General features: G+C 74.0%; 21 protein-coding genes and 1 pseudogene. 18 read left to right on the top strand and 4 right to left on the bottom strand.

Annotation, left to right across the window (positions count from 1 at the left end):
- Positions 1-15 precede the first annotated feature (15 nt).
- Positions 16-1161: a D-alanine--D-alanine ligase family protein gene (locus tag ABD353_RS32610; protein WP_344627294.1), complete on the top strand. Its 1146-nt coding sequence runs from the start codon at positions 16-18 to the stop codon at positions 1159-1161.
- 88 nt (positions 1162-1249) lie between these two features.
- Here the strand turns inward: ABD353_RS32610 and ABD353_RS32605 are convergent, their stop codons facing one another.
- Both ABD353_RS32605 and ABD353_RS32600 read right to left on the bottom strand, forming a co-directional pair.
- Positions 1250-1753, bottom strand: coding sequence for a DUF3515 domain-containing protein (locus tag ABD353_RS32605; RefSeq protein WP_344627293.1), 504 nt, complete (start codon positions 1751-1753; stop codon positions 1250-1252).
- Positions 1754-1772: 19 nt separating this feature from the next.
- Positions 1773-2006: an Lrp/AsnC family transcriptional regulator gene (locus ABD353_RS32600; protein WP_344627292.1), complete on the bottom strand. Its 234-nt coding sequence runs from the start codon at positions 2004-2006 to the stop codon at positions 1773-1775.
- Positions 2007-2165: 159 nt separating this feature from the next.
- Here ABD353_RS32600 and ABD353_RS32595 point away from each other — a divergent pair, with 159 nt between their 5' ends.
- The 3 genes from ABD353_RS32595 to thiD all read left to right on the top strand — a co-directional run bounded on the left by ABD353_RS32595 (position 2166) and on the right by thiD (position 5188).
- A complete protein-coding gene (locus ABD353_RS32595) occupies positions 2166-3134 on the top strand; it encodes a thiamine-phosphate kinase (RefSeq protein ID WP_030275719.1) in 969 nt (322 codons plus the stop codon).
- 170 nt (positions 3135-3304) lie between these two features.
- Positions 3305-4330, top strand: a complete 1026-nt coding sequence (locus ABD353_RS32590) for an ATP-dependent 6-phosphofructokinase (RefSeq protein WP_344627291.1) — start codon at positions 3305-3307, stop codon at positions 4328-4330.
- A 24-nt stretch (positions 4331-4354) separates the two neighbouring features.
- Positions 4355-5188, top strand: a complete 834-nt coding sequence (gene thiD, locus ABD353_RS32585; RefSeq protein ID WP_344627290.1) for a bifunctional hydroxymethylpyrimidine kinase/phosphomethylpyrimidine kinase — start codon at positions 4355-4357, stop codon at positions 5186-5188.
- A 168-nt stretch (positions 5189-5356) separates the two neighbouring features.
- Here thiD and rpmB read toward each other — a convergent pair whose 3' ends face one another.
- Entirely contained in the window at positions 5357-5542 is a 186-nt protein-coding gene (gene rpmB / locus ABD353_RS32580; protein ID WP_014138233.1) for a 50S ribosomal protein L28, read from the bottom strand.
- Between the two features lie 324 nt (positions 5543-5866).
- Here rpmB and ABD353_RS32575 point away from each other — a divergent pair.
- The 10 genes and pseudogenes from ABD353_RS32575 to mutM all read left to right on the top strand — a co-directional run bounded on the left by ABD353_RS32575 (position 5867) and on the right by mutM (position 15524).
- Positions 5867-7401, top strand: a pseudogene (locus tag ABD353_RS32575) (DAK2 domain-containing protein).
- 48 nt (positions 7402-7449) lie between these two features.
- Positions 7450-9651, top strand: coding sequence for an ATP-dependent DNA helicase RecG (gene recG / locus ABD353_RS32570; protein WP_344627289.1), 2202 nt, complete (start codon positions 7450-7452; stop codon positions 9649-9651).
- Positions 9652-9755: 104 nt separating this feature from the next.
- The gene (locus ABD353_RS32565) at positions 9756-10268 is read left to right on the top strand and encodes a hypothetical protein (protein WP_344627288.1); all 513 of its coding nucleotides are present in this window, start codon (positions 9756-9758) and stop codon (positions 10266-10268) included.
- A gap of 95 nt (positions 10269-10363) precedes the next feature.
- Positions 10364-10948 (top strand): 16S rRNA (guanine(966)-N(2))-methyltransferase RsmD, encoded by a 585-nt coding sequence (rsmD, locus tag ABD353_RS32560; RefSeq protein WP_344627287.1) that lies wholly within the window; start codon positions 10364-10366, stop codon positions 10946-10948.
- A 30-nt stretch (positions 10949-10978) separates the two neighbouring features.
- A complete protein-coding gene (gene coaD, locus ABD353_RS32555) occupies positions 10979-11464 on the top strand; it encodes a pantetheine-phosphate adenylyltransferase (protein WP_344627286.1) in 486 nt (161 codons plus the stop codon).
- Between the two features lie 261 nt (positions 11465-11725).
- Entirely contained in the window at positions 11726-12862 is a 1137-nt protein-coding gene (locus ABD353_RS32550) for a F0F1 ATP synthase subunit B (RefSeq protein WP_344627285.1), read from the top strand.
- 140 nt (positions 12863-13002) lie between these two features.
- Positions 13003-13677 (top strand): YceD family protein, encoded by a 675-nt coding sequence (locus ABD353_RS32545; protein ID WP_344627284.1) that lies wholly within the window; start codon positions 13003-13005, stop codon positions 13675-13677.
- 2 nt (positions 13678-13679) lie between these two features.
- Positions 13680-13853, top strand: a complete 174-nt coding sequence (gene rpmF, locus ABD353_RS32540) for a 50S ribosomal protein L32 (protein WP_030275709.1) — start codon at positions 13680-13682, stop codon at positions 13851-13853.
- 20 nt (positions 13854-13873) lie between these two features.
- Positions 13874-14650, top strand: coding sequence for a ribonuclease III (gene rnc, locus ABD353_RS32535; RefSeq protein ID WP_344627303.1), 777 nt, complete (start codon positions 13874-13876; stop codon positions 14648-14650).
- Between the two features lie 10 nt (positions 14651-14660).
- Positions 14661-15524 carry a bifunctional DNA-formamidopyrimidine glycosylase/DNA-(apurinic or apyrimidinic site) lyase gene (gene mutM, locus ABD353_RS32530; protein WP_344627283.1) on the top strand — a complete coding sequence of 288 codons (864 nt, stop codon included), beginning with the start codon at positions 14661-14663 and terminating at the stop codon, positions 15522-15524.
- 65 nt (positions 15525-15589) lie between these two features.
- Here the strand turns inward: mutM and ABD353_RS32525 are convergent, their stop codons facing one another.
- A complete protein-coding gene (locus ABD353_RS32525; RefSeq protein ID WP_344627302.1) occupies positions 15590-16510 on the bottom strand; it encodes a hypothetical protein in 921 nt (306 codons plus the stop codon).
- A gap of 183 nt (positions 16511-16693) precedes the next feature.
- Here ABD353_RS32525 and ABD353_RS32520 point away from each other — a divergent pair, with 183 nt between their 5' ends.
- The 4 genes from ABD353_RS32520 to ABD353_RS32505 form a co-directional block, all read left to right on the top strand.
- Positions 16694-18013, top strand: a complete 1320-nt coding sequence (locus ABD353_RS32520; RefSeq protein ID WP_344627282.1) for a hypothetical protein — start codon at positions 16694-16696, stop codon at positions 18011-18013.
- Between the two features lie 177 nt (positions 18014-18190).
- A complete protein-coding gene (locus ABD353_RS32515; protein ID WP_263103514.1) occupies positions 18191-18514 on the top strand; it encodes an acylphosphatase in 324 nt (107 codons plus the stop codon).
- Between the two features lie 398 nt (positions 18515-18912).
- A complete protein-coding gene (locus tag ABD353_RS32510) occupies positions 18913-19116 on the top strand; it encodes a hypothetical protein (RefSeq protein ID WP_344627281.1) in 204 nt (67 codons plus the stop codon).
- Positions 19117-19346: 230 nt separating this feature from the next.
- A partial coding sequence (locus ABD353_RS32505; RefSeq protein WP_344627280.1) for a chromosome segregation SMC family protein occupies positions 19347-21560 on the top strand: 2214 nt, incomplete at its 3' end.

Genomic DNA, 21560 nt, shown 5'->3' with positions numbered 1-21560 from the left:
AGTCTCACGTCCGATATGAGCATCGAACAGACCTCCCCGAACCAGCCCGGGGGCAAGCCCCGGGTCGCGATCGTCTTCGGTGGCCGCAGCTCCGAGCACGGCGTCTCGGTCGTCACGGCCGCGAGCGTGCTGCGCGCGATCGACCGGAGCAAGTACGAGGTGCTGCCCATCGGCATCACCCACGAGGGCCGCTGGGCGCTGGTCGGCGACGAGCCGTCCCGGATGGCCATCACCGACGGCAAGCTGCCCGACGTCGACCAGGTCGCCGAGTCCGCCGAGGGCCAGGTCTCGCTGCCGGCCGCGCCGGGCAACCGCGAGGTCGTCCTCAGCGAGCCCGGCAGCGCCCCCAAGGTGCTCGGCGAGGTCGACGTCGTCCTGCCGCTGCTGCACGGCCCCTGGGGCGAGGACGGCACCATCCAGGGCATGCTGGAGCTCTCCGGGGTGCCGTACGTCGGCTCCGGCGTGCTGGCCAGCGCGGCCGGCATGGACAAGGAGTTCACCAAGCGCATCCTCGACTCGCACGGCATCGGCGTCGGCGACTGGACGGTCGTCCGCCCGCGCGACTGGGAGACCGAGGAGGGCCGCGCCGCCGCCCGCGAGCGGATCGCCGCGCTCGGCCTGCCGCTGTTCGTGAAGCCCTGCCGGGCCGGCTCGTCCATGGGCATCAGCAAGGTCAAGGACCTCGCCGACCTGGACGCGGCGATCGAGGAGGCCCGCCGCCACGACCCCAAGATCATCGTGGAGCGGGGCGTCGAGGGCCGCGAGATCGAGTGCGCCGTCCTGGAGTTCGAGGACGGGCCGCGCGCCAGCCTGCCCGCCGAGGTCCTGGTCGGCGGCGACTTCGAGTTCTACGACTTCGAGGCCAAGTACATCGACTCCTCCGAGGTCGAGATCCCGGCGAAGCTCACCGCCGAGGAGACCGCCGAGATCCGCCGCCAGGCCGTCGCGGCCTTCGAGGCGCTCGGCTGCGAGGGCCTCGCCCGGGTCGACTTCTTCCTGCTGAACGACGGCCGGTGGATGGTCAACGAGATCAACACCATGCCCGGCTTCACCCCGATCTCCGCCTACCCGAAGATGTGGGAGGCCACCGGGATGCCCTACCCGGAGCTGATCGACCGTCTGCTGCAGGCGGCCCTGCGCCGCTCCACCGGCCTGCGGTAATCGCCGGGCGGCCCCGGGGCGACCACTCGGGGGCGTGGGGAACCGCGCAGTTCCCCGCGCCCCTTCGGGGTTGCCCGTCGGGGCTTTCTCAGAGGCCCTCGGGAACGGCCGTCTTCACCGCGTCGGAGATCGCCGGGATCGGGTCGGCGTAGTTCGGGAAGGCGCCCTTGGGCACCAGCACCTCGACGTACGCCTTGCGCAGCGTGGTCACGAAGCGGTACCCGCCGTCGCCGTCCTCGGCGAAGCCCCACTGCACCCCGTTGATCTCGGGGGAGTTCTTCAGCGGGTCGTCGTCGAGGTACGCGGGCCGCTCGATGCCGCAGCGCAGCACCGTCCGCGGCGAACTCGCCCAGGCGGCGGTGTACGGCGAGGCGGGTGACGGGTCCCTGCGGTCGTGGCCCTGGACGGACTGCGGCAGTGCTCGGTCCAGCGCCTCGCAGTACCGCGCCACCGCGGCGGACGGCACCGGCGGCGCGACCTCGTCACCGCCGCCGTTGCCGACGAGCAGCAGCACGCACCCCAGCAGCGCCGCGGGCGGGGCGAGCCAGCGGACGGGGGTGGGGAGCGACGCGAACGGACGGGAGGAAGCCACCCGCCGATGGTATCCGCGCCTACAGGCGGACCACCGGACAGGTCAGCGTGCGCGTGATGCCCTCGATCTGCTGCACCTGGGCGACCACCAGGCGGCCCAGGTCGTCGATGGACTCGGCCTCGGCGCGCACGATCACGTCGTACGGGCCGGTGACGTCCTCGGCCTGGACGACGCCTTGGATCTTGGCGATGGACTCGGCGACCGCGGTGGCCTTGCCCACTTCGGTCTGGATCAGGATGTACGCCTGTACCACGGGAGACCTCCAGGCGGCTGGGTGGTGGGCTGGCCGTCAGTCCGATCACCACGCTACCGCGCCCCTCCCCTGGGAGGGGAGACTTCTGCGGGGGTCGAGGGCGTACGCTGCGCGCGGGGGCGCGCGAGGACCGCGCCGGTTGAGTTGAGAGGACGGCAGATGCAGGGGACCGTGGGCGAGCTCGGCGAGTTCGGACTCATCAGGGAGCTCACCGCCCGGCTCGAGCCGACACCGGCCGTCGACCTCGGCCCCGGTGACGACGCGGCCGTGGTGAAGGCCCCCGACGGCCGGGTGGTGGCCACCACCGACGTGCTGATCGAGGGCCGGCACTTCCGCCGGGACTGGTCCACCGCCTACGACGTGGGCCGCAAGTCCGCCGCGCAGAACCTCGCGGACGTGGCCGCGATGGGCGCCGTGCCGACCGCGATCCTGCTGGGCTTCGTCGCCCCGGCCGACCTGCCCGCGACCTGGGCCACCGAGCTGATGGACGGGCTGCGCGACGAGTGCAAGGTGGCCGGCGCCGCCGTCGTCGGCGGCGACGTGGTGCGCGGCGACGCCGTCACCCTCGCCATCACCGCCCTCGGCGACCTGCAGGGCCGCCGCCCGGTGCTGCGCTCCGGCGCCCAGGTGGGCGACGTGGTCGCCGTCACCGGCTGGCTGGGCTGGTCCGCGGCCGGGCTGACGGTCCTCCAGCGGGGCTTCCGCTCGCCGAGGGCCTTCGTCGAGGCGCACCGCCGTCCCGAGCCGCCGTACCACGCCGGCCCGGCCGCCGCGGACCTCGGCGCCACCTCGATGGTCGACGTCAGCGACGGCCTGGTCGCCGACCTCGGGCACGTCGCCGCGGCCAGCGGGGTGGACATCGACCTGCGGGCCGCCGACTTCGACGTCCCCGCGCAGATGGCCGACATCGGGCAGGCGGTCGGCGTGGACCCGCTGCTGTGGGTGCTCTCCGGCGGCGAGGACCACGCCATCGTGGCGACCTTCCCCAAGAGCGTGCAGCTGCCCGCCCGGTGGCGGGTGGTCGGCGAGGTCGTGCGCACCGCGCGGCCGGGCCGCGGCGGCCGGGTCACCGTCGACGGGGCGCCCTGGGAGCGGGTCGGCGGCTGGGACCACTTCGCCGCCGAGTGACCCCGAACGGGTGAGCCGGGGCCGGGCGCGGTGGGGCCGCCGGGACGGTAGCAGCGCGTAGTCTTGCCGTGGTGCCGGGGCGGCCGACCCGTCCGGCCCGGCCGCCCGGTGCCGACCGGCCCCGGACCGCCACGACTCGGGGCCGCCCGCCCCAGGGAGACCAGGCGACCATGCGTATCGGCGTCCTCACCAGCGGCGGCGACTGCCCCGGCCTCAACGCGGTCATCCGTTCCATCGTCCACCGCGGCACCGACGTGCACGGGGACGAGATCGTCGGCATCGAGGACGGCTTCCTCGGTCTGATCGAGGGCCGGGCCCGGACGGTGTCGCACGACGACGTCACCGGTCTGCTCACCCTCGGCGGCACCGTGCTCGGCTCCGCCCGGGTGCGGCGGGACCGCATCGAGCAGGCCGTCCTGGAGTGCCGCGCGCTCGCCGCCGACCTCGGCATCGACGCCCTGATCGCCATCGGCGGCGAGGGCACGCTGACCGCCGCCGGGATGTTCAGCGACGCCGGGCTGCCCGTGGTCGGCGTGCCCAAGACCATCGACAACGACATCGACGCCACCGACGTCACCTTCGGCTTCGACACCGCCGTGCACGTCGCCACCGAGGCGATCGACCGGCTGAAGACCACCGCCGAGTCGCACCAGCGGGTGATGGTGGTGGAGCTGATGGGACGGCACACCGGGTGGATCACCCTGACCGCGGGCATGGCCGGCGGGGCGCACGGCATCCTGATCCCGGAGAAGCCGTTCGACATCGAGGCCGTGGCACGGCTGGTCGAGGAACGCTTCCGGCGCGGCAAGAAGTTCGCCATCATCGCCGTCGCGGAGGGCGCCCGGCCGATGCCGGGCACGCTGCTCTTCGACCACGGCGGCCTCGACCAGTACGGCCACCAGACCTTCGGCGGCATCGGCAACAAGCTCGCCCGCGAGCTGGAGGGCATCCTCGGCACCGAGGCCCGGCCGGTGATCCTCGGGCACACCCAGCGCGGCGGCTGCCCGACCGCCCGCGACCGGGTGCTCGCCACGCGGTTCGGCTGGCACGCCGTCGAGGCCGTCCACAAGGGTGCCTTCGGGCACTTCACGGCCCTGCGCGGCACCGAGGTCGAGCTGCTGCCGATCGCCGACGGGGTGCGGGAGCTCAAGACGGTCCCGGAGTACCGCTGGCTGGAGTCGGAGGCCGTGCTCTGAGGCCTCCCCGGTAGGTTGTCGGGCATGGCTCCGACTGAACAGTCCTCCGTGTCCGCCGCCGGCTCCGCCGCTCCGCCCCGTGTGCTCACGGTGGCCGGTTCGGACAGCGGCGGGGGTGCCGGCATCCAGGCCGACCTCAAGGCGATGCTCGCGCTCGGCGTGCACGGGATGAGCGTGATCACCGCGGTGACCGCGCAGAACTCGCTCGGCGTCCAGGGCTACTGGGAGCTGCCGGCGGAGGCCGTCCGGGCGCAGTTCCGCAGCGTGGTCGACGACATCGGCGTGCAGGCGGTGAAGACCGGCATGCTGGCCTCGGTCGAACTGGTCGAGACCGTCTCCGAACTGCTGGCCGGCGTCGGCGCGCCCGTCGTGGTCGACCCGGTCGGGGTGTCCAAGCACGGCGACGCCCTGCTCGCCGCCGAGGCGGTCGCCACCGTCCGCGAGCGGCTGCTGCCGGTCGCGACGGTCGCCACCCCCAACCTGCACGAGGTGGCGCAGCTCACCGGGGTGGTCGTCGAGGACGAGAAGGACCTGCCCGCCGCCGCCGAGGCGGTCCTCGCGCTCGGCCCGCGCTGGGCGCTGGTCAAGGGCGGCCACCTGGCCGGCGAGGCCGTCGACCTGCTGGCCGGCGCCGACGGGGAGCGCCACTGGTACCGGGCGGCGCGCTACGACAACCGGCACACCCACGGCACCGGCTGCACCCTGGCCAGCGCGATCGCCGCCGAACTCGCCAAGGGCAGCACCGTGCCGGAGGCCGTCGGCGCCGCCAAGGAGTACGTCACCGGGGCGATCGCCGCCGGCTTCGCCCTGGGAGCCGGGATCGGCCCGGTCGACCACGGCTGGCGCACCCGCGGCTGACCGCCGCACCCCCGCGGGGGCCGGCGCCGGCCCCCGCGGAGCCGCCCCCCGGGCCGACGGCCCGCGGCGGTGCGGAACCGGCACGGCAGGACCGGCGGGGAACGCAGGAAAGCCGACCCACCCGAGGGTGGATCGGCTGTCCGGAGGACCGGCGTACCGGTCTGCGCGTCAGCGCGAGACCTTACCGGCCTTGATGCACGAGGTGCAGACGTTGAGCCGCTTCGGCGTCCGCCCAATCACAGCGCGCACCGTCTGAATGTTGGGGTTCCAACGACGGGGGGTACGGCGGTGCGAGTGGGAGATGCTGTTGCCGAAGCCCGGCCCCTTGCCGCAGACGTCGCAGTTGGCAGCCACAGGAGTCACTCCAAGACTTCAGATCAGGTACGTTCGAAAACCCCGGCTGAACCCACCGACACCACGCACGTGGGGCGAATCGGATCAAGGGGTGAGCCCGGGTTGTTCCGGGCAACCGGGAGAGCATACAACGCCTGCTCCCGAGCTACGAAACTACCATGTCGGCGCCGGTGATCGTGCCCGGGCGGCGCGCGGGCCCGGACGCTCCCGGCCGCGACGCCCCCGCCCGGCCCCGATAACCTGCCAGCATCGCCCCACCGCCACCGCCTCCGGCAGCCCCCGCGCCGGCGGGCGTTCCCGTGGCGTTCACCCGGAGGAGACCTGGTGCTGGACACGCTCGACGCCACGGCCGTCCGCACCTGGTGCCGGCTGGCGCTGACCGCCCTCGGCCAGGCCCGGGAGGAGATCGACGCGCTCAACGTCTACCCCGTCCCCGACGGCGACACCGGCACCAACCTCTACCTGACCGTCGAGTCGCCCGCGGGAACTCCGGAGTGATCCTCGCCCAGTGGCTGCGCGGCCTCGCCGAGGGCCTGGCCGACGGCGGCGACGCCCCCGCCCTGCGCCGCGCCCTGCCGCGCGCCGCCGAGGCCGCCTACCTGGCCGTCGCCGACCCGGTCGAGGGCACCCTGCTCACCGTCGCCGCCGAGGCCGCCCGCGCGGCCGCCGCCGAGGACGGCAGCCTCGCCGACACCGCGCGCACCGCCTGCAGCGCCGCCCGCGCCGCCCTCCAGCACACCCCCGAGCAGCTCGACGTCCTCGCCGAGGCCGGCGTGGTCGACGCCGGCGGCCGCGGCCTGGTCGCCGTCCTCGGGGCGCTCGCCGACACCGTCCTCGGCCACACCCCGATGGGCCCGATGGCGCTGCGCCACGAGACCGTCCGGCCGCTCCCCGCCCACCACGACGACTGCGAGGGCCACGCCCGGCTGCCCGGCCACCCCGCCTTCGAGGTCATCTATCTGCTGGAGGCCGAGGAGGACGCGATGCCCGCCCTGCGCACCCGGCTCGCCGCCCTCGGCGACTCCCTGGTGGTCGGCGGCGGCGACGGCCTGTGGAACGTCCACGTGCACGTCGACGACACCGGCGCCGCCCTCGTGGCCGGCGTCGAGGCCGGCCGGCCCTACCGGATCCGGATCACCCACTTCGCCGAGGCCGCGGCCCGCGCCGGCGCTGGCAGCCGCCCCGAGCCCTCCGCCCCCGCCCGCGCGGTGCTCAGCGTGGTCAGCGGCCACGGCCTCGCCGAGCTCTGCGAGCAGGCCGGCTCGGCCGTGCTGCACGCCGACCCGGACCGCCCGCCGGTCAGCGCCGAACTCGCCGACGCCGTCCGGCGCTGCGCCGCCCGCGAGGTGATCGTGCTGCTCAACGACCCCGAACTGCGCGCCGCCGCCGGGGCCGCCGCCGACCAGCTCCGCGAGGAGGGCGTGCGGATCGCCGTGCTGCCCACCCGCTCGCCCGTCCAGGGGCTCGCCGCCCTCGCCGTCCACGACGCCGGCCGCCGCTTCGACGAGGACGTGGTCGCCATGACCTCCGCGGCCGGCGCCACCCGGCACGCCGAACTCGCCGTCGCCGAGGGGGAGTCCTGGACGATGGCGGGCGTCTGCCAGGCCGGCGACGTGCTCGGCCTGATCGACGGCGACGTCGCCGTCATCGGCACCGACGCCGCTGAGACCGCCGCCACCCTGCTCGACCGGATGCTCGCCGCCGGCGGCGAACTCGTCACCCTGGTGCTCGGCGCGGACGCCCCCGGGCACCTCGCCGAGGACCTCGTCGCCCACGCCCGGCGGCAGCGCCCCGAGGTCGACACGGTCGTCTACCACGGCGGCCAGGAGTCCGAGCTGCTGCTCATCGGCGTGGAGTGAGGCCGCGCGCGCCCGCGCTGTCGTCGCCGTGGTGTCCAATAGGGCGTGATGGGCGCTCTCGATGAACCACTGACCAAGCTGGTCGGCGACCGCACCGCCAAGGTCCTCGCCGACTCCCTCAAGCTGCGCACGGTCGGCGACCTGCTGCACCACTACCCGCGCCGGTACGTCGAGCGCGGCCAGCTCACCAGCCTCGACGAGCTGGAGGTGGACGAGCACGCCACCGTCCTCGCCCGGATCGAGAAGGTCACCCTGATCCCGTTCCGCGGCCGCAAGGGCGACCGGCTGGAGGTGATCGTCACCGACGGGCGCAGCCGGCTCACCCTCGTCTTCTTCAACCAGGGCTGGCGGCAGAAGGAGCTCCGCCCCGGCGCGCAGGGCCTGTTCGCCGGCAAGGTCGGCCTCTTCAACCGCACCCGGCAGCTCGCCTCGCCCGACTACCAGCTGCTCGACGAGGACGCCGACACCGGCGCCGCGAGCGCCTTCGCCGGCCGGCTCATCCCGGTCTACCCGGCCAGCGCCCAGATGCCCAGCTGGAAGCTGGTCAAGTGCGTCGAGATCGCCCTGGACAAGCACCTCGCGGACGTCGGCGAACCGCTGCCCGCCGAGCTGCGCGCCGCGCACGGGCTGATCCCGCTGCCCGAGGCCCTCGAACTGATCCACCGGCCGCGCACCCAGGCCGACCGCGAACGCGCCCAGGACCGGCTGCGCTGGGACGAGGCCTTCGTCCTCCAGGTCGCGCTGGCCCGCCGCCGCGCCGCCGACTCCGCCCTGCCCGCCACCGCCCGGCACCGCCGCCCCGACGGCCTGCTCGACGCCTTCGACGCCCGGCTGCCCTTCCGGCTGACCGACGGTCAGCAGAAGGTCTGCGCCGAGATCTTCGACGACGTCGCGAGCGAGCACCCGATGCACCGGCTGCTGCAGGGCGAGGTCGGCTCCGGCAAGACCCTCGTCGCGCTGCGCGCCATGCTCGGCGTGGTCGACGCGGGCGGCCAGGCCGTCATGCTCGCCCCCACCGAGGTGCTCGCCCAGCAGCACCACCGCTCGATCGTGGAGATGATGGGCGACCTCGCCGAGGGCGGCATGCTCGGCGGCTCCGAGCTCGGCACCAAGGTGGTGCTGCTCACCGGCTCCATGGGCGTGCCCGCCCGCCGCCAGGCGATGCTCGACATGGCCAGCGGCGACGCCGGCATCACCGTCGGCACGCACGCCCTGATCGAGGACAAGGTGCAGTTCCAGGACCTCGGCCTGGTCGTCGTCGACGAGCAGCACCGCTTCGGCGTCGAGCAGCGCGACGCGCTGCGCGCCAAGGGCGAACGGCCGGCGCACCTGCTGGTGATGACGGCGACGCCGATCCCGCGCACCGTCGCCATGACCGTCTTCGGCGACCTGGAGACCTCCGTCCTCGACCAGCTGCCGGCCGGCCGCTCGCCGATCTCCAGCCACGTGGTGCCCGCCGTCGAGAAGCCCAACTTCCTCGCCCGCACCTGGGAGCGGGTGCGCGAGGAGGTCGGCAAGGGCCACCAGGCGTACGTGGTCTGCCCGCGGATCGGCGACGAGCCCGAGGAGCCCCGGAAGAAGCGGAAGTCCGCGGAGGAGGACCTGGAGGACGTCGGCGCCGCGAGCGACGACCGGCGGCCGCCGCTGTCCGTGGTCGAGACGGCCGAGATGCTCGCGAAGGGGCCGCTCGCCGGGCTGCGGATCGAGATCCTGCACGGCCGGCTGGCGCCGGAGGCCAAGGACGACGTCATGAAGCGGTTCGCGGCCGGGCAGGTGGACGTGCTCGTCGCCACCACCGTCATCGAGGTCGGCGTCAACGTCCCCAACTCCACCGTGATGGTCATCATGGACGCCGACCGCTTCGGCGTCTCCCAGCTGCACCAGCTGCGCGGCCGGGTCGGGCGCGGCAGTGCGGCCGGCCTCTGCCTGCTGGTCACCGACATGCCGGCGGCGAGCCCGGCCCGCGGCCGGCTGGACGCGGTGGCCGGCACCCTGGACGGCTTCGAGCTGTCCCGGATCGACCTGGAGCAGCGCCGCGAGGGCGACGTGCTCGGCCAGGCGCAGTCGGGCGTGAAGTCCTCGCTCAAGGTGCTGAGCGTGCTGGTCGACGAGGACGTCATCGCCACCGCCCGCGAGGAGGCCACCCGCCTGGTCGCCGCCGATCCGGACCTCGCCGACCACGCCGACCTGCGCACCGCCCTGGAGAGCCTGCTCGACGAGGACCGCGCCGAGTACCTGGAGAAGGGCTGACGGACGGGCCCGGAGCCCCGGCGACTGTCAGTGCCCGGAGGGAGAATGGTGTTGTTCGGGCGCACTCCCAACATGCTTGCCCGGCACGACACTTGGGGGTCTCCATGGCATTCCGTCATCTCAACGAGCTGCCGCTCGGCGACAAGGTCTTCCGGATCGAGCTCGCGAGCGAGGACGACCGCGAGGTCACCCTCACCCTGAACGGCTGGCGCGAGGGGGCGGCGGCCACCCCGTTCGCTTCCGGCCGGCTCCGGCTGCCGGTCGAGGACGTCGCGAGCCTGCGGATCGCGCTCAACCGGGCGCTGCGCGCCCTCGCGATCGTCGCCGACGTCGCCGAGCCGATCCCCGACCGCGACGTGCTGCGCGAGCTGTACCCGGGCCACGGCGCCCCCTGGGTGCCGCAGCACGAGGAGGAGCTCGTCCGCCGCTTCCACGCCGGCGAGACGATCGCCCGGATCGCCGCCCGCTACGGCCGCACGCCGGACTCCGTCCGCACCAAGCTCCGCGAGCTCGGCCACGACCCGCGCCGCCCCGAGCACTGCCCGCCGGACGGCTGCCTGTCCTGGTCGCGGTTCGCCTCGCCGGCGCTGCTGGGGTCGGCCGCGCCCGCCGAGTGACGCACGGGGCCGCGCGGCGCGCTTGAATGGGGGAGCCCCGCCGGTCCGCCGACGGGGCTCCGCAGCGACAGGCACGAGAGAGGACCGCGCACCCCATGACCCGCGTCATCGCCGGCACCGCCGGCGGCCGCCGGCTGGCCGTACCGCCCGGCCGGACCACCCGACCCACCTCCGACAAGGCGCGGGAGGCGATGTTCTCCACGCTGGAGGCGCTGCGCGGCACCGTGCACGGGGCGCGGATGCTCGACCTGTTCGGCGGGTCCGGCGCGGTCGGCCTGGAGGCGCTCTCCCGGGGGGCGGAGCACGCGCTGCTGGTGGAGTCGGACGCGAGCGCGGCCCGGGTGATCCGGGAGAACGTGCGCACCCTCGGCCTGCCGGGTGCCGAGGTGCGCGCCGACCGGGCCGAGCGGGTGATCGCCGGGCCCGCCCCGGCGGTCCCCTACGACCTGGTGTTCATGGACCCGCCGTACTCGGTGACGGACGACGAGGTGCGCGAGATGCTGATCACACTCCGTGCCGGGGGCTGGATCGCGGAGGACGTTCTGGTCACCGTGGAACGCAGCACCCGCGGCGGCGAGTTCGGCTGGCCGGAGGGCTTCGAAGCGCTGCGCTCGCGCAGGTACGGCGAGGGCACCCTCTGGTACGGTCGCGCCGCCGACGAGGCCGATCGACACTCGTAGCACCGGTTACCCCACAAGGGAGCACACGACATGCGCCGCGCCGTCTGTCCGGGGTCCTTCGACCCCATCACCAACGGACACCTCGACATCATCGAGCGGGCCTCCCGGCTCTACGACGTCGTCCATGTCGCCGTCCTGATCAACAAGAACAAGCAGGGCATGTTCACCATCGAGGAGCGCATCGGGCTCATCGAGGAGACCACCGCCAAGCTCGGCAACGTGAAGGTCGAGTCGCACAACGGCCTGCTGGTCGACTTCTGCAAGGAGCGCGGCATCCCGGCCATCATCAAGGGCCTGCGCGCGGTCAGCGACTTCGACTACGAGCTGCAGATGGCCCAGATGAACCACGGCCTCAGCGGTGTCGAGACGCTCTTCGTGCCGACCTCGCCGACGTACAGCTTCCTCTCCTCGACCCTGGTCAAGGAGGTGGCCTCGCTCGGCGGCGACGTCTCGCACCTGCTGCCCGAGGCGGTGCACCGCCGGCTGGTCGACCGGATCGCCGAGCGCCGCGGCTGACGGCGGGGGCGGTCGTGTCCCGGCCGGGGCCGGACCGCCCCGGCCGGGAGGCCCGCTGTCGGGACGTAACCGGTCGAAACGGATAATCCTGGCGAACCGTCACAGCCTCCCGGCGCGGCCGGAACGCCCGGCCGTGCCGGATGTTGTGAGCCGCGCCCCCAGTGGCCGTACAGTCTGTAGTCCTGCCCCGCGGTGCCGTTCGCGCTTCGGGGCCTGCCTCCGCCAGGATCCCCGGCGGCACACGGAAAGACAGAAGCGCCCGTGGACGTGCAGCAGCAACTGGACGAGATCGTCGCGTCGGTGGAGAACGCCCGCGCCATGCCGATGTCGGCGTCGTGCGTGGTGAACCGGGCCGACCTGGTCGGCATGCTCCGTGACCTGAAGGCCGCGCTGCCCGCCGAGCTCGCGCAGGCCCAGTCGGTGGTCGCCGACCACCAGCAGATGGTCGCGGACGCCCACTCCCAGGCGGAGGAGATCATCCGCGGGGCGCACGACGAGCGCGGCTCGCTCATCTCCGACACCGAGGTCGTGATGCGCGCCCGGGCGGAGGCGGACCGGATCCTCGCCGAGGCCCGCGCCGAGGTGGAGGCCAAGCGCGCCGAGGCCGACGACTACGTCGACTCCAAGCTCGCCAACTTCGAGGTCGTGCTGACCAAGACGCTCGGCGCGGTCGGCCGCGGCCGGCAGAAGCTGCGCGGCGCGGGCGTGTACGAGCCCGAGGACGGGACGGGCGAGGACGGCGAGGAGTTCCAGCCGCGGGTCAGCCCCAGCCCGGAGGCCGACGAGTACGTCGACGCCAAGCTCGCCACCTTGGAGGCGGTGCTCGGCGCCACCCTGCAGGCGGTCGGCAAGGGCCGCGACAAGCTCCTCGGCAAGCAGCCCATCGACGAGCTCGGCGCCTACCTGGCCGCCGCCGACGAGGCCCAGCAGCAGAAGGACCGCGCCGAGGCGGTCGCCGCCGGCTTCGCGACCGAGGGCGAGGAGCAGCCCTGGTACCGCGAGGAGGTGCCGCAGCAGCAGGCCTGGCCCGACCAGACGCCCGCCGCGGCCGGCTGGCAGAACCCGGGCGAGGACCCGTACGGCAACCAGGGCGCCCCGCAGTACGCCGACGTGTACGGCGGCGGCTACGACCCCTCCGCGGGCGGCCAGGCCGACCCGTACGGCAACCAGTACGGCTATCAGCAGCCCGCCGTGGCCTACCAGGGCCAGGAGGGCGTGGCGGACGGCTACTACCAGCAGCAGGGCTACCAGACCGACCCGTACGGCAACCAGTACGGCTACCAGCAGCAGCCGCAGGCCCCGCTGCCGCACCAGCAGCAGGCCGGTCTGGACGAGACGAGCTTCTTCGACACCAGCATGATCGACATGACCAAACTGCGGGAGCTCGGCGGCCGCTGAGGGCGGAGGGTCGGGCACCGACTTTGGGCCTGGCCCGAGTCTCCGGTAGTCTGACCACTCCGGCCTGTTCGCACCGGCCCCGTCGCGTGCCCGCACACCGGTCACGCACATCACCGCAGAAGGATCCGCGGAACGCAGGGATGCGTACCGCCCCAGGAAGTCAGGACACCTTGAACCGCCTCGACCACCGCGACCCACTCGTGTTCGACACGCACGAACTCGGTCGTCGCCCCGGCTCGATGCGCACGGTGTCGCGGACCCTGGAGGCCCCGCAGGGCCTGGGCGTCGCGGAGGTCATCGGGGTCCCGGAGAAGAGCGAGATCTCGCTGGAGCTCCGCCTGGAGTCGGTCGTCGAGGGCGTGCTGGTCACCGGCACCGCCGAGGCGCACGTCGAGGGCGAGTGCGTGCGCTGCCTGGAGCCGATGGACGACGACCTGGAGGTCGACTTCCAGGAGCTCTACTACTACCCGGAGTCCGACGAGCGCCACCGCGCCCGGACGGCCGGGGCGGAGGACCTCGACGAGGACTCCGAGGACGAGACTTACCGACTGGAGGGCGATTTCTTCGACCTCCAGCCGGTGCTGCGTGACGCGGTGGTGCTCGCACTGCCGCTGCAGCCGGTGTGCCAGGACGACTGCCTGGGCCTCTGCTCCGAGTGCGGGGCACGCCTGAGCGACGACCCGGCCCACCACCACGACGCCGTCGACCCCCGGTGGGCGGCTCTGCAGGGACTCTCCGCCGCCCCCGGCGACGAGGGTGACGAGAACAAGAACAGCGACACCCGTGAGGGTCTCGCCGAGAACCAGGAGAAGTAGCCGTGGCTGTTCCGAAGCGGAAGATGTCGCGCAGCAACACGCGCCACCGCCGGTCCAACTGGAAGGCCGTCGCGCCCGCGCTCGTCGCGTGCGACCGCTGCCACGAGCCGAAGCTGGCGCACATCGCGTGCCCGAGCTGCGGCACGTACAACCGTCGCCAGGTCCTCTCGGTCTGATCGGCGGGGTGCACGGATCGATGTCGGACGGCAACTCCTCCCGCAAGCCGGGCCCTTCGAACGGGGGCAAGGGCGGCGGGCCGGCCTCGACCGAATACGACGTCCTGGAAGGGCGCCTCGGGTACGAGCTCGAGCGCGCCCTTCTGGTACGCGCCCTCACCCACCGCTCGTACGCGTACGAGAACGGCGGGCTGCCCACCAACGAGCGCCTCGAGTTCCTCGGCGACTCGGTGCTGGGCCTGGTGGTGACCGACACCCTCTACCGCCTCCACCCGGAGGTCGCCGAGGGCACGCTCGCCAAACTCCGCGCCGCGGTGGTGAACTCCCGCGCGCTCGCCGAGGTCGGCCGCGGCCTCGAACTCGGCACCTTCATCCGCCTCGGCAAGGGCGAGGAGGGCACCGGCGGCCGCGACAAGTCGTCGATCCTCGCCGACACCGTCGAAGCCGTGATCGGTGCGGTCTACCTCGACCGCGGCCTGGACGCCGCCACCGAGTTCGTCCACCGGCTGTTCGACCCGCTGATCGAGGAGTCCTCGCAGCTCGGCGCCGGCCTGGACTGGAAGACCAGCCTCCAGGAACTCACCGCCGCCGTCGGCATCGGCGTGCCCGAGTACGTGGTGTCCGAGTCCGGACCCGACCACGAGAAGACCTTCGACGCCGCCGCCCGCGTCGCCGGCCAGGACTTCGGGCACGGCAGCGGCCGCTCGAAGAAGGAGGCCGAGCAGAAGGCCGCCGAGAGCGCCTGGCGCGCCATCAAGGCCAAGTACGCCGAGAGCGCGCCCGACACCACCGGCTGAGGCGGCCCGCATGCCCGAGCTCCCCGAGGTCGAGGTCGTCCGCCGCGGCCTGGCCCGCTGGACGGCCGGCCGCACCGTCGCCGAGGTGCAGGTCCTGCACCCGCGCTCGGTCCGCCGGCACACCGCGGGCGGCGAGGACTTCGCCGCCCGCCTCGTCGGCACCACCTTCGGCGAGGCCCACCGCCGCGGCAAGTACCTCTGGGTGCCGCTCCCCGGCACCGGCCACTCGATGGTCGGCCACCTCGGCATGAGCGGGCAACTGCTCGTCCAGGACCCGGACGCCCCCGACGAGACCCACCTGCGGGTGCGGTTCCGCTTCACCGACGGAGGCCGCGAACTGCGCTTCGTCGACCAGCGGACCTTCGGCGGCCTCGCCGTCGAGGAGGCCGAGGACGACGACCCGGAGGCCACCCCCGTCTCGCTCGCCCACATCGCCCGCGACCCGCTCGACGGACGCTTCGACGACGCCGCCTTCGTCACCGCCCTGCGGGCCCGCCGGACGACCGTGAAGCGCGCCCTGCTCGACCAGACCCTGATCAGCGGCGTCGGCAACATCTACGCCGACGAGTCGCTCTGGCGCGCCAAGCTGCACTACGACCGGCCCACCACCGGCATCACCCGCCCCCGCGCCGCCGAACTCCTCGGCCACGCCCGGGACGTGATGAACGCGGCGCTCGCCGTCGGCGGCACCACCTTCGACAGCCTCTACGTGAACGTGAACGGGGAGAGCGGCTACTTCGCCCGCGACCTCGACGCCTACGGGCGCGAGGGCGAACCCTGCCACCGCTGCGGGACGCCGATCCGCCGGGCGGCCTGGATGAACCGCTCCAGCTACTTCTGCCCCCGCTGCCAGCCGGTGCCACGACAGCGATAGGCGTACGGCAGACCCCCACGCGCCCCTGAGGTGCTGCCCCTGAGGTGCTGCCCCGGGGCGGGTCTTCAGCGGTCGGCGAGTTCGGGCTGGTGGGGTTCGACGCCGTGGAGGGCGCCCTCGTCCTCGCCGAACCAGGCGACGCCGACGGCGCTGACCACCGCCAGGACGAAGCCGATCGCGGCCAGCCAGCCCAGGCCGTCCCGCGAGGAGTCGCCCAGCCAGATCACCCCGACCGCGCCCGGCAGCACCGTCTCGCCGACCACCAGCGCGGCGGTCGCCCCGTTCACCGAGCCGACCTGCAGGGCCACGGTGTGCAGGTACATCCCGCCGAGGCCGCCGACCAGGATGGTGTACAGCGCCGGGTCCGACACCAGCGCGACCAGGTCGAACGGGTCGACGCCGTCCAGGATCCGCACGCCGATGCCCAGCGCGCCGAAGCCGAGGCCCGACAGCAGGCCCGCCACGATCGCCCCGCTGCGTCCGAGGCGCCGCACCAGCAGGCTGCCGCCGGCGATCAGCACCACCGTCACCGCCAGCAGCCACCAGTGCACCGCCCGCGCGACCACGTGGTCGCCCTCCGGCCCGGCCGCCACGGCCAGCATCACCAGGGCCCCGCACAGCACGCCGATCGACAGCCACTCCAACTGCTTGAGCCGCAGCCCGAGCAGTCTGACGCTGAGCAGCGCGGTGATGACCAGGTTGGCGCTGATGATCGTCTGGGAGAGGAACAGCGGCAGCAGCCGTGCGGCCAGCGCACCCAGCCCGAACCCGACGAAGTCCAGCACCGTGCCGAGGATGAACTCCCACGTCACGGCGGCCTTCGCGGTCGAGGACAGGCTCGGGCCGCCGTGCTCGGTCAGCGACACCCCGCCCTCGGACCGGGCGGCCTCCTCGCGCGCCGAGCGCCGGGCGCCGAGCGCCTGCAGGACGGAGCCGGTGCCGTAGCAGGCGGATGCCGCGACGGCGGTGACGAGGCCGATGAACACGGGGGCTCCGATCATGAGCGGACTGGCAGGCACCACTATGCCCCGTCCGCGGCGGCGTCCGGCACCGCCGGGGGGTCTTCCGGCCGGTCGGCGGGGGAGGGATCAGACCGGGGGCGCAGATCGGGGCGCCCGACGTGCGACCGCAGGAGGGGGAGGGCGCGCCCGAGCGGTAGCGTCGGAGGCATGAGAACCCTCCTGCACCGCCCGGCGGTCGCGCTGACCGCGCTGCTGACCGGCGTGCTGCTGCTCCTCGCGCCGGCGGCGTCCGCGGCCGGCGTGCCCGACGCCGCGGCGACCCTCAAGCAGGGCAAGGTCTACGTCGACCCGTCGATGACCGGCCGTTTCTCCGAGGCCCAGGCCGCCGACCTGACCAAGAAGATCGCCGACACCGACAAGCCGATCTTCGTCGCGGTGGTCCCGGCGAACGACCAGTACCCCGCGGCCACCGTCGCCCGCGACCTGCGCACCGAGGTGGGCGTCGTCGGGGTGTACGCGATCTGGCGCGGTGAGCAGTTCAAGGCGTTCTCGGACCGCCAGGCCCTGCCGCCGGCCTCCGCGGACCGGATCGCCGGCGCCGCCTTCCGGGCCCACCCGAACGACATCAACGGCGCCCTCAACGACTTCGTCGACCAGGCCGCCCCGCAGACCCGTGGGCACGGCGTGGCCTCCGGCGGGGTGAGCACCGCCGCGATCGTGGTCCCGCTGGTGCTGCTGGCCCTGGCCGGCGGCGGCGTGCTGCTGCTCTTCCGGCGGGCCAGGCGCCGCAAGGAGGAGCAGCGCCGGGCCCAGCTCGCGCAGCTGCGGACGGTCGTCGACGAGGACATCACCGCCTTCGGCGAGGAGCTCGACCGGCTGGACTTCGACCCGCGGGCGGCCGACGCCGACGACGAGCAGCGCACCGACTACACCCGGGCGCTGGACGCCTACGAGCAGGCGAAGCAGCGGATGGACGCGGCCACCGGGCCGGAGGACGTCCGGCCGGTGACCGAGGCGCTGGAGGACGGCCGGTTCTCGCTGGCCGTGCTCGCCGCCCGCCGCGAGAAGCGGCCGCTGCCGGAGCGCCGTCCTCCTTGCTTCTTCGACCCGCGGCACGGCCCGTCCGCGGAGGACGCCGACTGGGCGCCGGCCGGCGGGGCGCCGCGCAGCGTCCCGGTCTGCGCGCAGGACGCCGCCCGGCTGCGTTCGGGCCTGGACCCGGACGTCCGCACGGTGCCCACCGAGCACGGCCGCGAGCCGTACTGGAACGCCGGGCCCGCGTACAGCCCCTGGGCCGGCGGTTACTTCGGCTCGGGCATGCTGCCCGGGCTGGTCGCCGGCACCGTGCTCGGTTCGGTGCTGGCCTCGCCGGGCAGCGCCTGGGCCGCCGACGGCTACCAGGGCGGCCCGGAGGGCGGCGAGTACTCCGGCGCCGACTTCGACCAGAACGACTTCGGCGGCTTCGACGGGGGCGGCGGAGGGGACTTCGGCGGCGGCGGGGGCGGGGACTTCGGCGGCGGCTTCTGAACCGCCGGTCCGTGCGCCCCGCCGCCGGCGCGCGGCCGGGCGGGTGAATCCGGCCCGCCGCGTGCCGGCCACCCGTCCGAGGGACTCGCGAAGGGCTTCGCAGGGTCGCGGAGGTGCCGTGCGGGTGCGGTGAAACCACTTCGCACCGACCGTCCGGGGTCGCACTATGGTCGTGGCATGCACGGTCACGACAGTTACGGCCATCACACGCTGGGGCACGACGGTGTCCGGCCGGTCCGGGTCACCGCCTGGGTCCGCGGCCGGGTCCAGGAGGTCGGATTCCGGTGGTGGACCAGGGCCCGCGCCCTGGAGATCGGCCTGACCGGGTACGCCGTGAACCTCGGCGACGGCCGGGTGCAGGTCGTGGCCGAAGGACTGCACGCCGACTGCGAGGAACTCCTCGTCCTGCTGCGCGGCCCGGACACTCCGGGCCAGGTCAGCGGGGTCACCGAGATCTGGACCGCGACCGGGGACGGGTACGACGGATTCGCGATCCGCTAGCACACCGCAGTTGCCGGAGGGCTGGAGAGACCCTCCGGCAACTGCCGGTGTCATCCGGTTGCCAATCGGGCAGACTCGTGGTTGACTCCGCACCAGCAGTGATCCACCGGCCCAGGTGGCCCGCCCTACCCCGTGGTGTGACCTACCCGCCATGCAGGTGAGAGGGGCGCGGTAGCGTGCGGTGATCGTGTTGACCCGTACCGTCTTTGGTGAGACGCTGGAAGCCCGCGCACCAGTCCGCGTTTACCCGGCAGGGTCGAGCCGTCGTGTGCCCAGCTCACTGCGCTTGCCCTGGAGTGCCCAGCCAGCACGTTCGGGTGGACGAGGCGTGCGCACCCCTTCCCCCTAGACCAGTACCGCAAAACGGTTCGGTCACTCAGCGTGGAGGACCATACATCATGGCAAAGGCGCTTCTCGGGTACGTCGGCGGCCCCGACCCGCGAATGCTCTCCGAGATGCGACGGCTGCAGCAGCGCGTTCACGATCTGGAGGCCGAACTTCTCCGGCTCCGGACGGAGAACGACGCTCTCGCCGCTGTCGCCGACGAGCACTCGCTGCTCACCAGCATCGACATGGATCACCGGGAGCCTGCGCTCACCTGATCCTTCCACGATCCGATCGATCGACGCCGTCGGTGCGCTGAGCTTCCCGAAAGGGATCGCAGCCTGCAAGGGACGTCCGGTGTGGCGTCCCTTCGTCGTGTCCGGAGCCCTCCCCGCGCGAATGCTGCCCATGCCGCGTCGCACCCAAACCGCCTCCTGACGCCGTCTCCCGCCCACGGCCGGATACAGTCGCCAGCACAGCGCCGAACGCTGGCGAGGAGGTCGGACGGGTGCACCTGAAGAGTCTGACGCTGCGCGGGTTCAAGTCGTTCGCCTCGGCCACGACCCTGCGGTTCGAACCCGGCATCACCTGCGTGGTCGGCCCGAACGGATCCGGGAAGTCCAACGTCGTCGACGCCCTCTCCTGGGTGATGGGCGAACAGGGCGCCAAATCGCTGCGCGGCGGCAAGATGGAGGACGTCATCTTCGCCGGCGCCGGCGGTCGCGCCCCGCTGGGCCGCGCCGAGGTCAGCCTCACCATCGACAACACCGACGGCGCGCTGCCCATCGACTACTCCGAAGTCACCATCACCCGGACGATGTTCCGCAACGGCGGCAGCGAGTACGCGCTCAACGGGACGGTCTGCCGGCTGCTCGACATCCAGGAGCTGCTCTCCGACTCCGGCATCGGCCGCGAGATGCACGTCATCGTCGGCCAGGGCCGGCTGGACTCCGTCCTGCAGGCCGACCCGATGGGCCGCCGCGCCTTCATCGAGGAGGCCGCCGGCGTCCTCAAGCACCGCAAGCGCAAGGAGAAGGCGCTGCGGAAGCTCGACGCGATGCAGGGCAACCTCAACCGCGTCCAGGACCTCGTCGCCGAACTGCGCCGCCAGCTCGGCCCGCTCGGCCGGCAGGCCCGGATCGCCCGCCGCGCCGCCGGCATCCAGGCCGAACTGCGCGACGCCCGGCTGCGCCTGCTCGCCGACGACCTGCTCGGCCTGCGCCGCGCCGTCGAGGCCGAGATCGCCGACGAACTCGCCCTCAAGGTCCGCCGCACCACCGTCGAGCAGCAGCTCGCCGGCGCCGTCCAGCGCGAGGCCGTGCTGGAGGCGCAGGTCGAGCAGCTCGGGCCACGGCTGGAGGCCGTCCGGCAGACCTGGTACCGGCTCTCCGCGCTCGCCGAGCGCATCCGCGGCACCGTCGGACTCGCCGAGGCGAAGGTCCGGCACGCCCGCACCGGCGTCGAGGGCGAGGAACGACGCGGCCGCGACCCCGAGGAACTCCTCGCCGAGGCCGTCCGGGTCCGCGAGGAGGAGGCCGCCCTCGCCGAGGCCCTGGAGGAGGCGCAGTACGCCCTCGCCGAGACCGTCGAGACCCGCGGCGAACTCGAACGCTCCCTCGCCGCCGAGGAGACCCGGCTGAAGAGCGCGGCCCGTGCCATCGCCGACCGCCGCGAGGGCCTCGCCCGGCTGCAGGGCCAGGCCGCCGCCGCCCGCTCGCGGGCCGCCGCCGCCGAGGCCGAGATCGGCCGGCTCACCGAGGCCGCCGCCGAGGCCGCGCAGCGCGCCGGGACCGCCCAGCAGGAGTACCGGGAGCTCCAGGAGGAGACCGACGGCCTCGCCGCCGCCGACGACGACCACGAACGCGCCCACGAGCAGGCCCGCGCCGACCTGCAGGAGGCCGAACACGCCCTCGCCGCCGCCCGGGACGCCGCCGCGGCCGCCGAACGCGAACGGGCCGGGCTGACCGCCCGTCACGAGGCGCTCTCCCTGGGCCTGCGCCGCAAGGACGGCAGCGGCGCGCTGCTCACCGCCGCCGACCGCCCGGCCGGCGTGCTCGGCTCCGCCGCCGAACTGCTCACCGTCCACCCCGGCCACGAGACCGCGCTCGCCGCCGCGCTCGGCGCCGCCGCCGAGGCCGTCGCCGTCGACGGACCGGACACCGCCGCCGAGGCACTGCGGCTGCTGCGCAAGCAGGACGCCGGCCGCGCCGCGCTGCTCCTCGCCGACGCCCCCCGCCCGACCGGCGCCGAACGGCCCGCTCGGCCCGAACTCCCCGACGGCGCCCACTGGGCGGCCGACCTGGTGGACGCCCCCGCCGGGCTGCGCGCCGCCGTCGACACCCTGCTCGCCCGGACGGCCGTCGTCGCCGACCTCGCCGCCGCCGGCGAGCTGACCGCCCTGCACCCCGGGCTCACCGCCGTCACCGCCGACGGCGACCTGCTCGCCGCCGCCTGGGCCCAGGGCGGCGCCGCCGGTGCGCCCAGCCTGCTGGAGACCCAGGCCCAGGTCGCCGAGGCGGCCCGTCGGATCGACGAACTCGACGTCCGCTGCGCACAGTTGACGGAGGAACTGGCGGCCGCCGCCGAACGCCGCCGCGAACTCTCCCTGGCCCAGGACGAATCGGCCGCGGCCCGCCGCCGCGCCGAGCGGGAACGCGCCCAACTCGCCGGCGCCCTCGGCCGGTCCGCCGGACAGGCCAGGGCCGCCCGGCGGGGGGGCGGA

Source organism: Kitasatospora arboriphila (assembly GCF_039528095.1).
GTDB lineage: Bacteria > Actinomycetota > Actinomycetes > Streptomycetales > Streptomycetaceae > Kitasatospora > Kitasatospora arboriphila.
The sequence above is the reverse complement of the archived record's forward strand: the minus strand, read 5'-3'. Positions and strand labels throughout refer to the sequence as shown.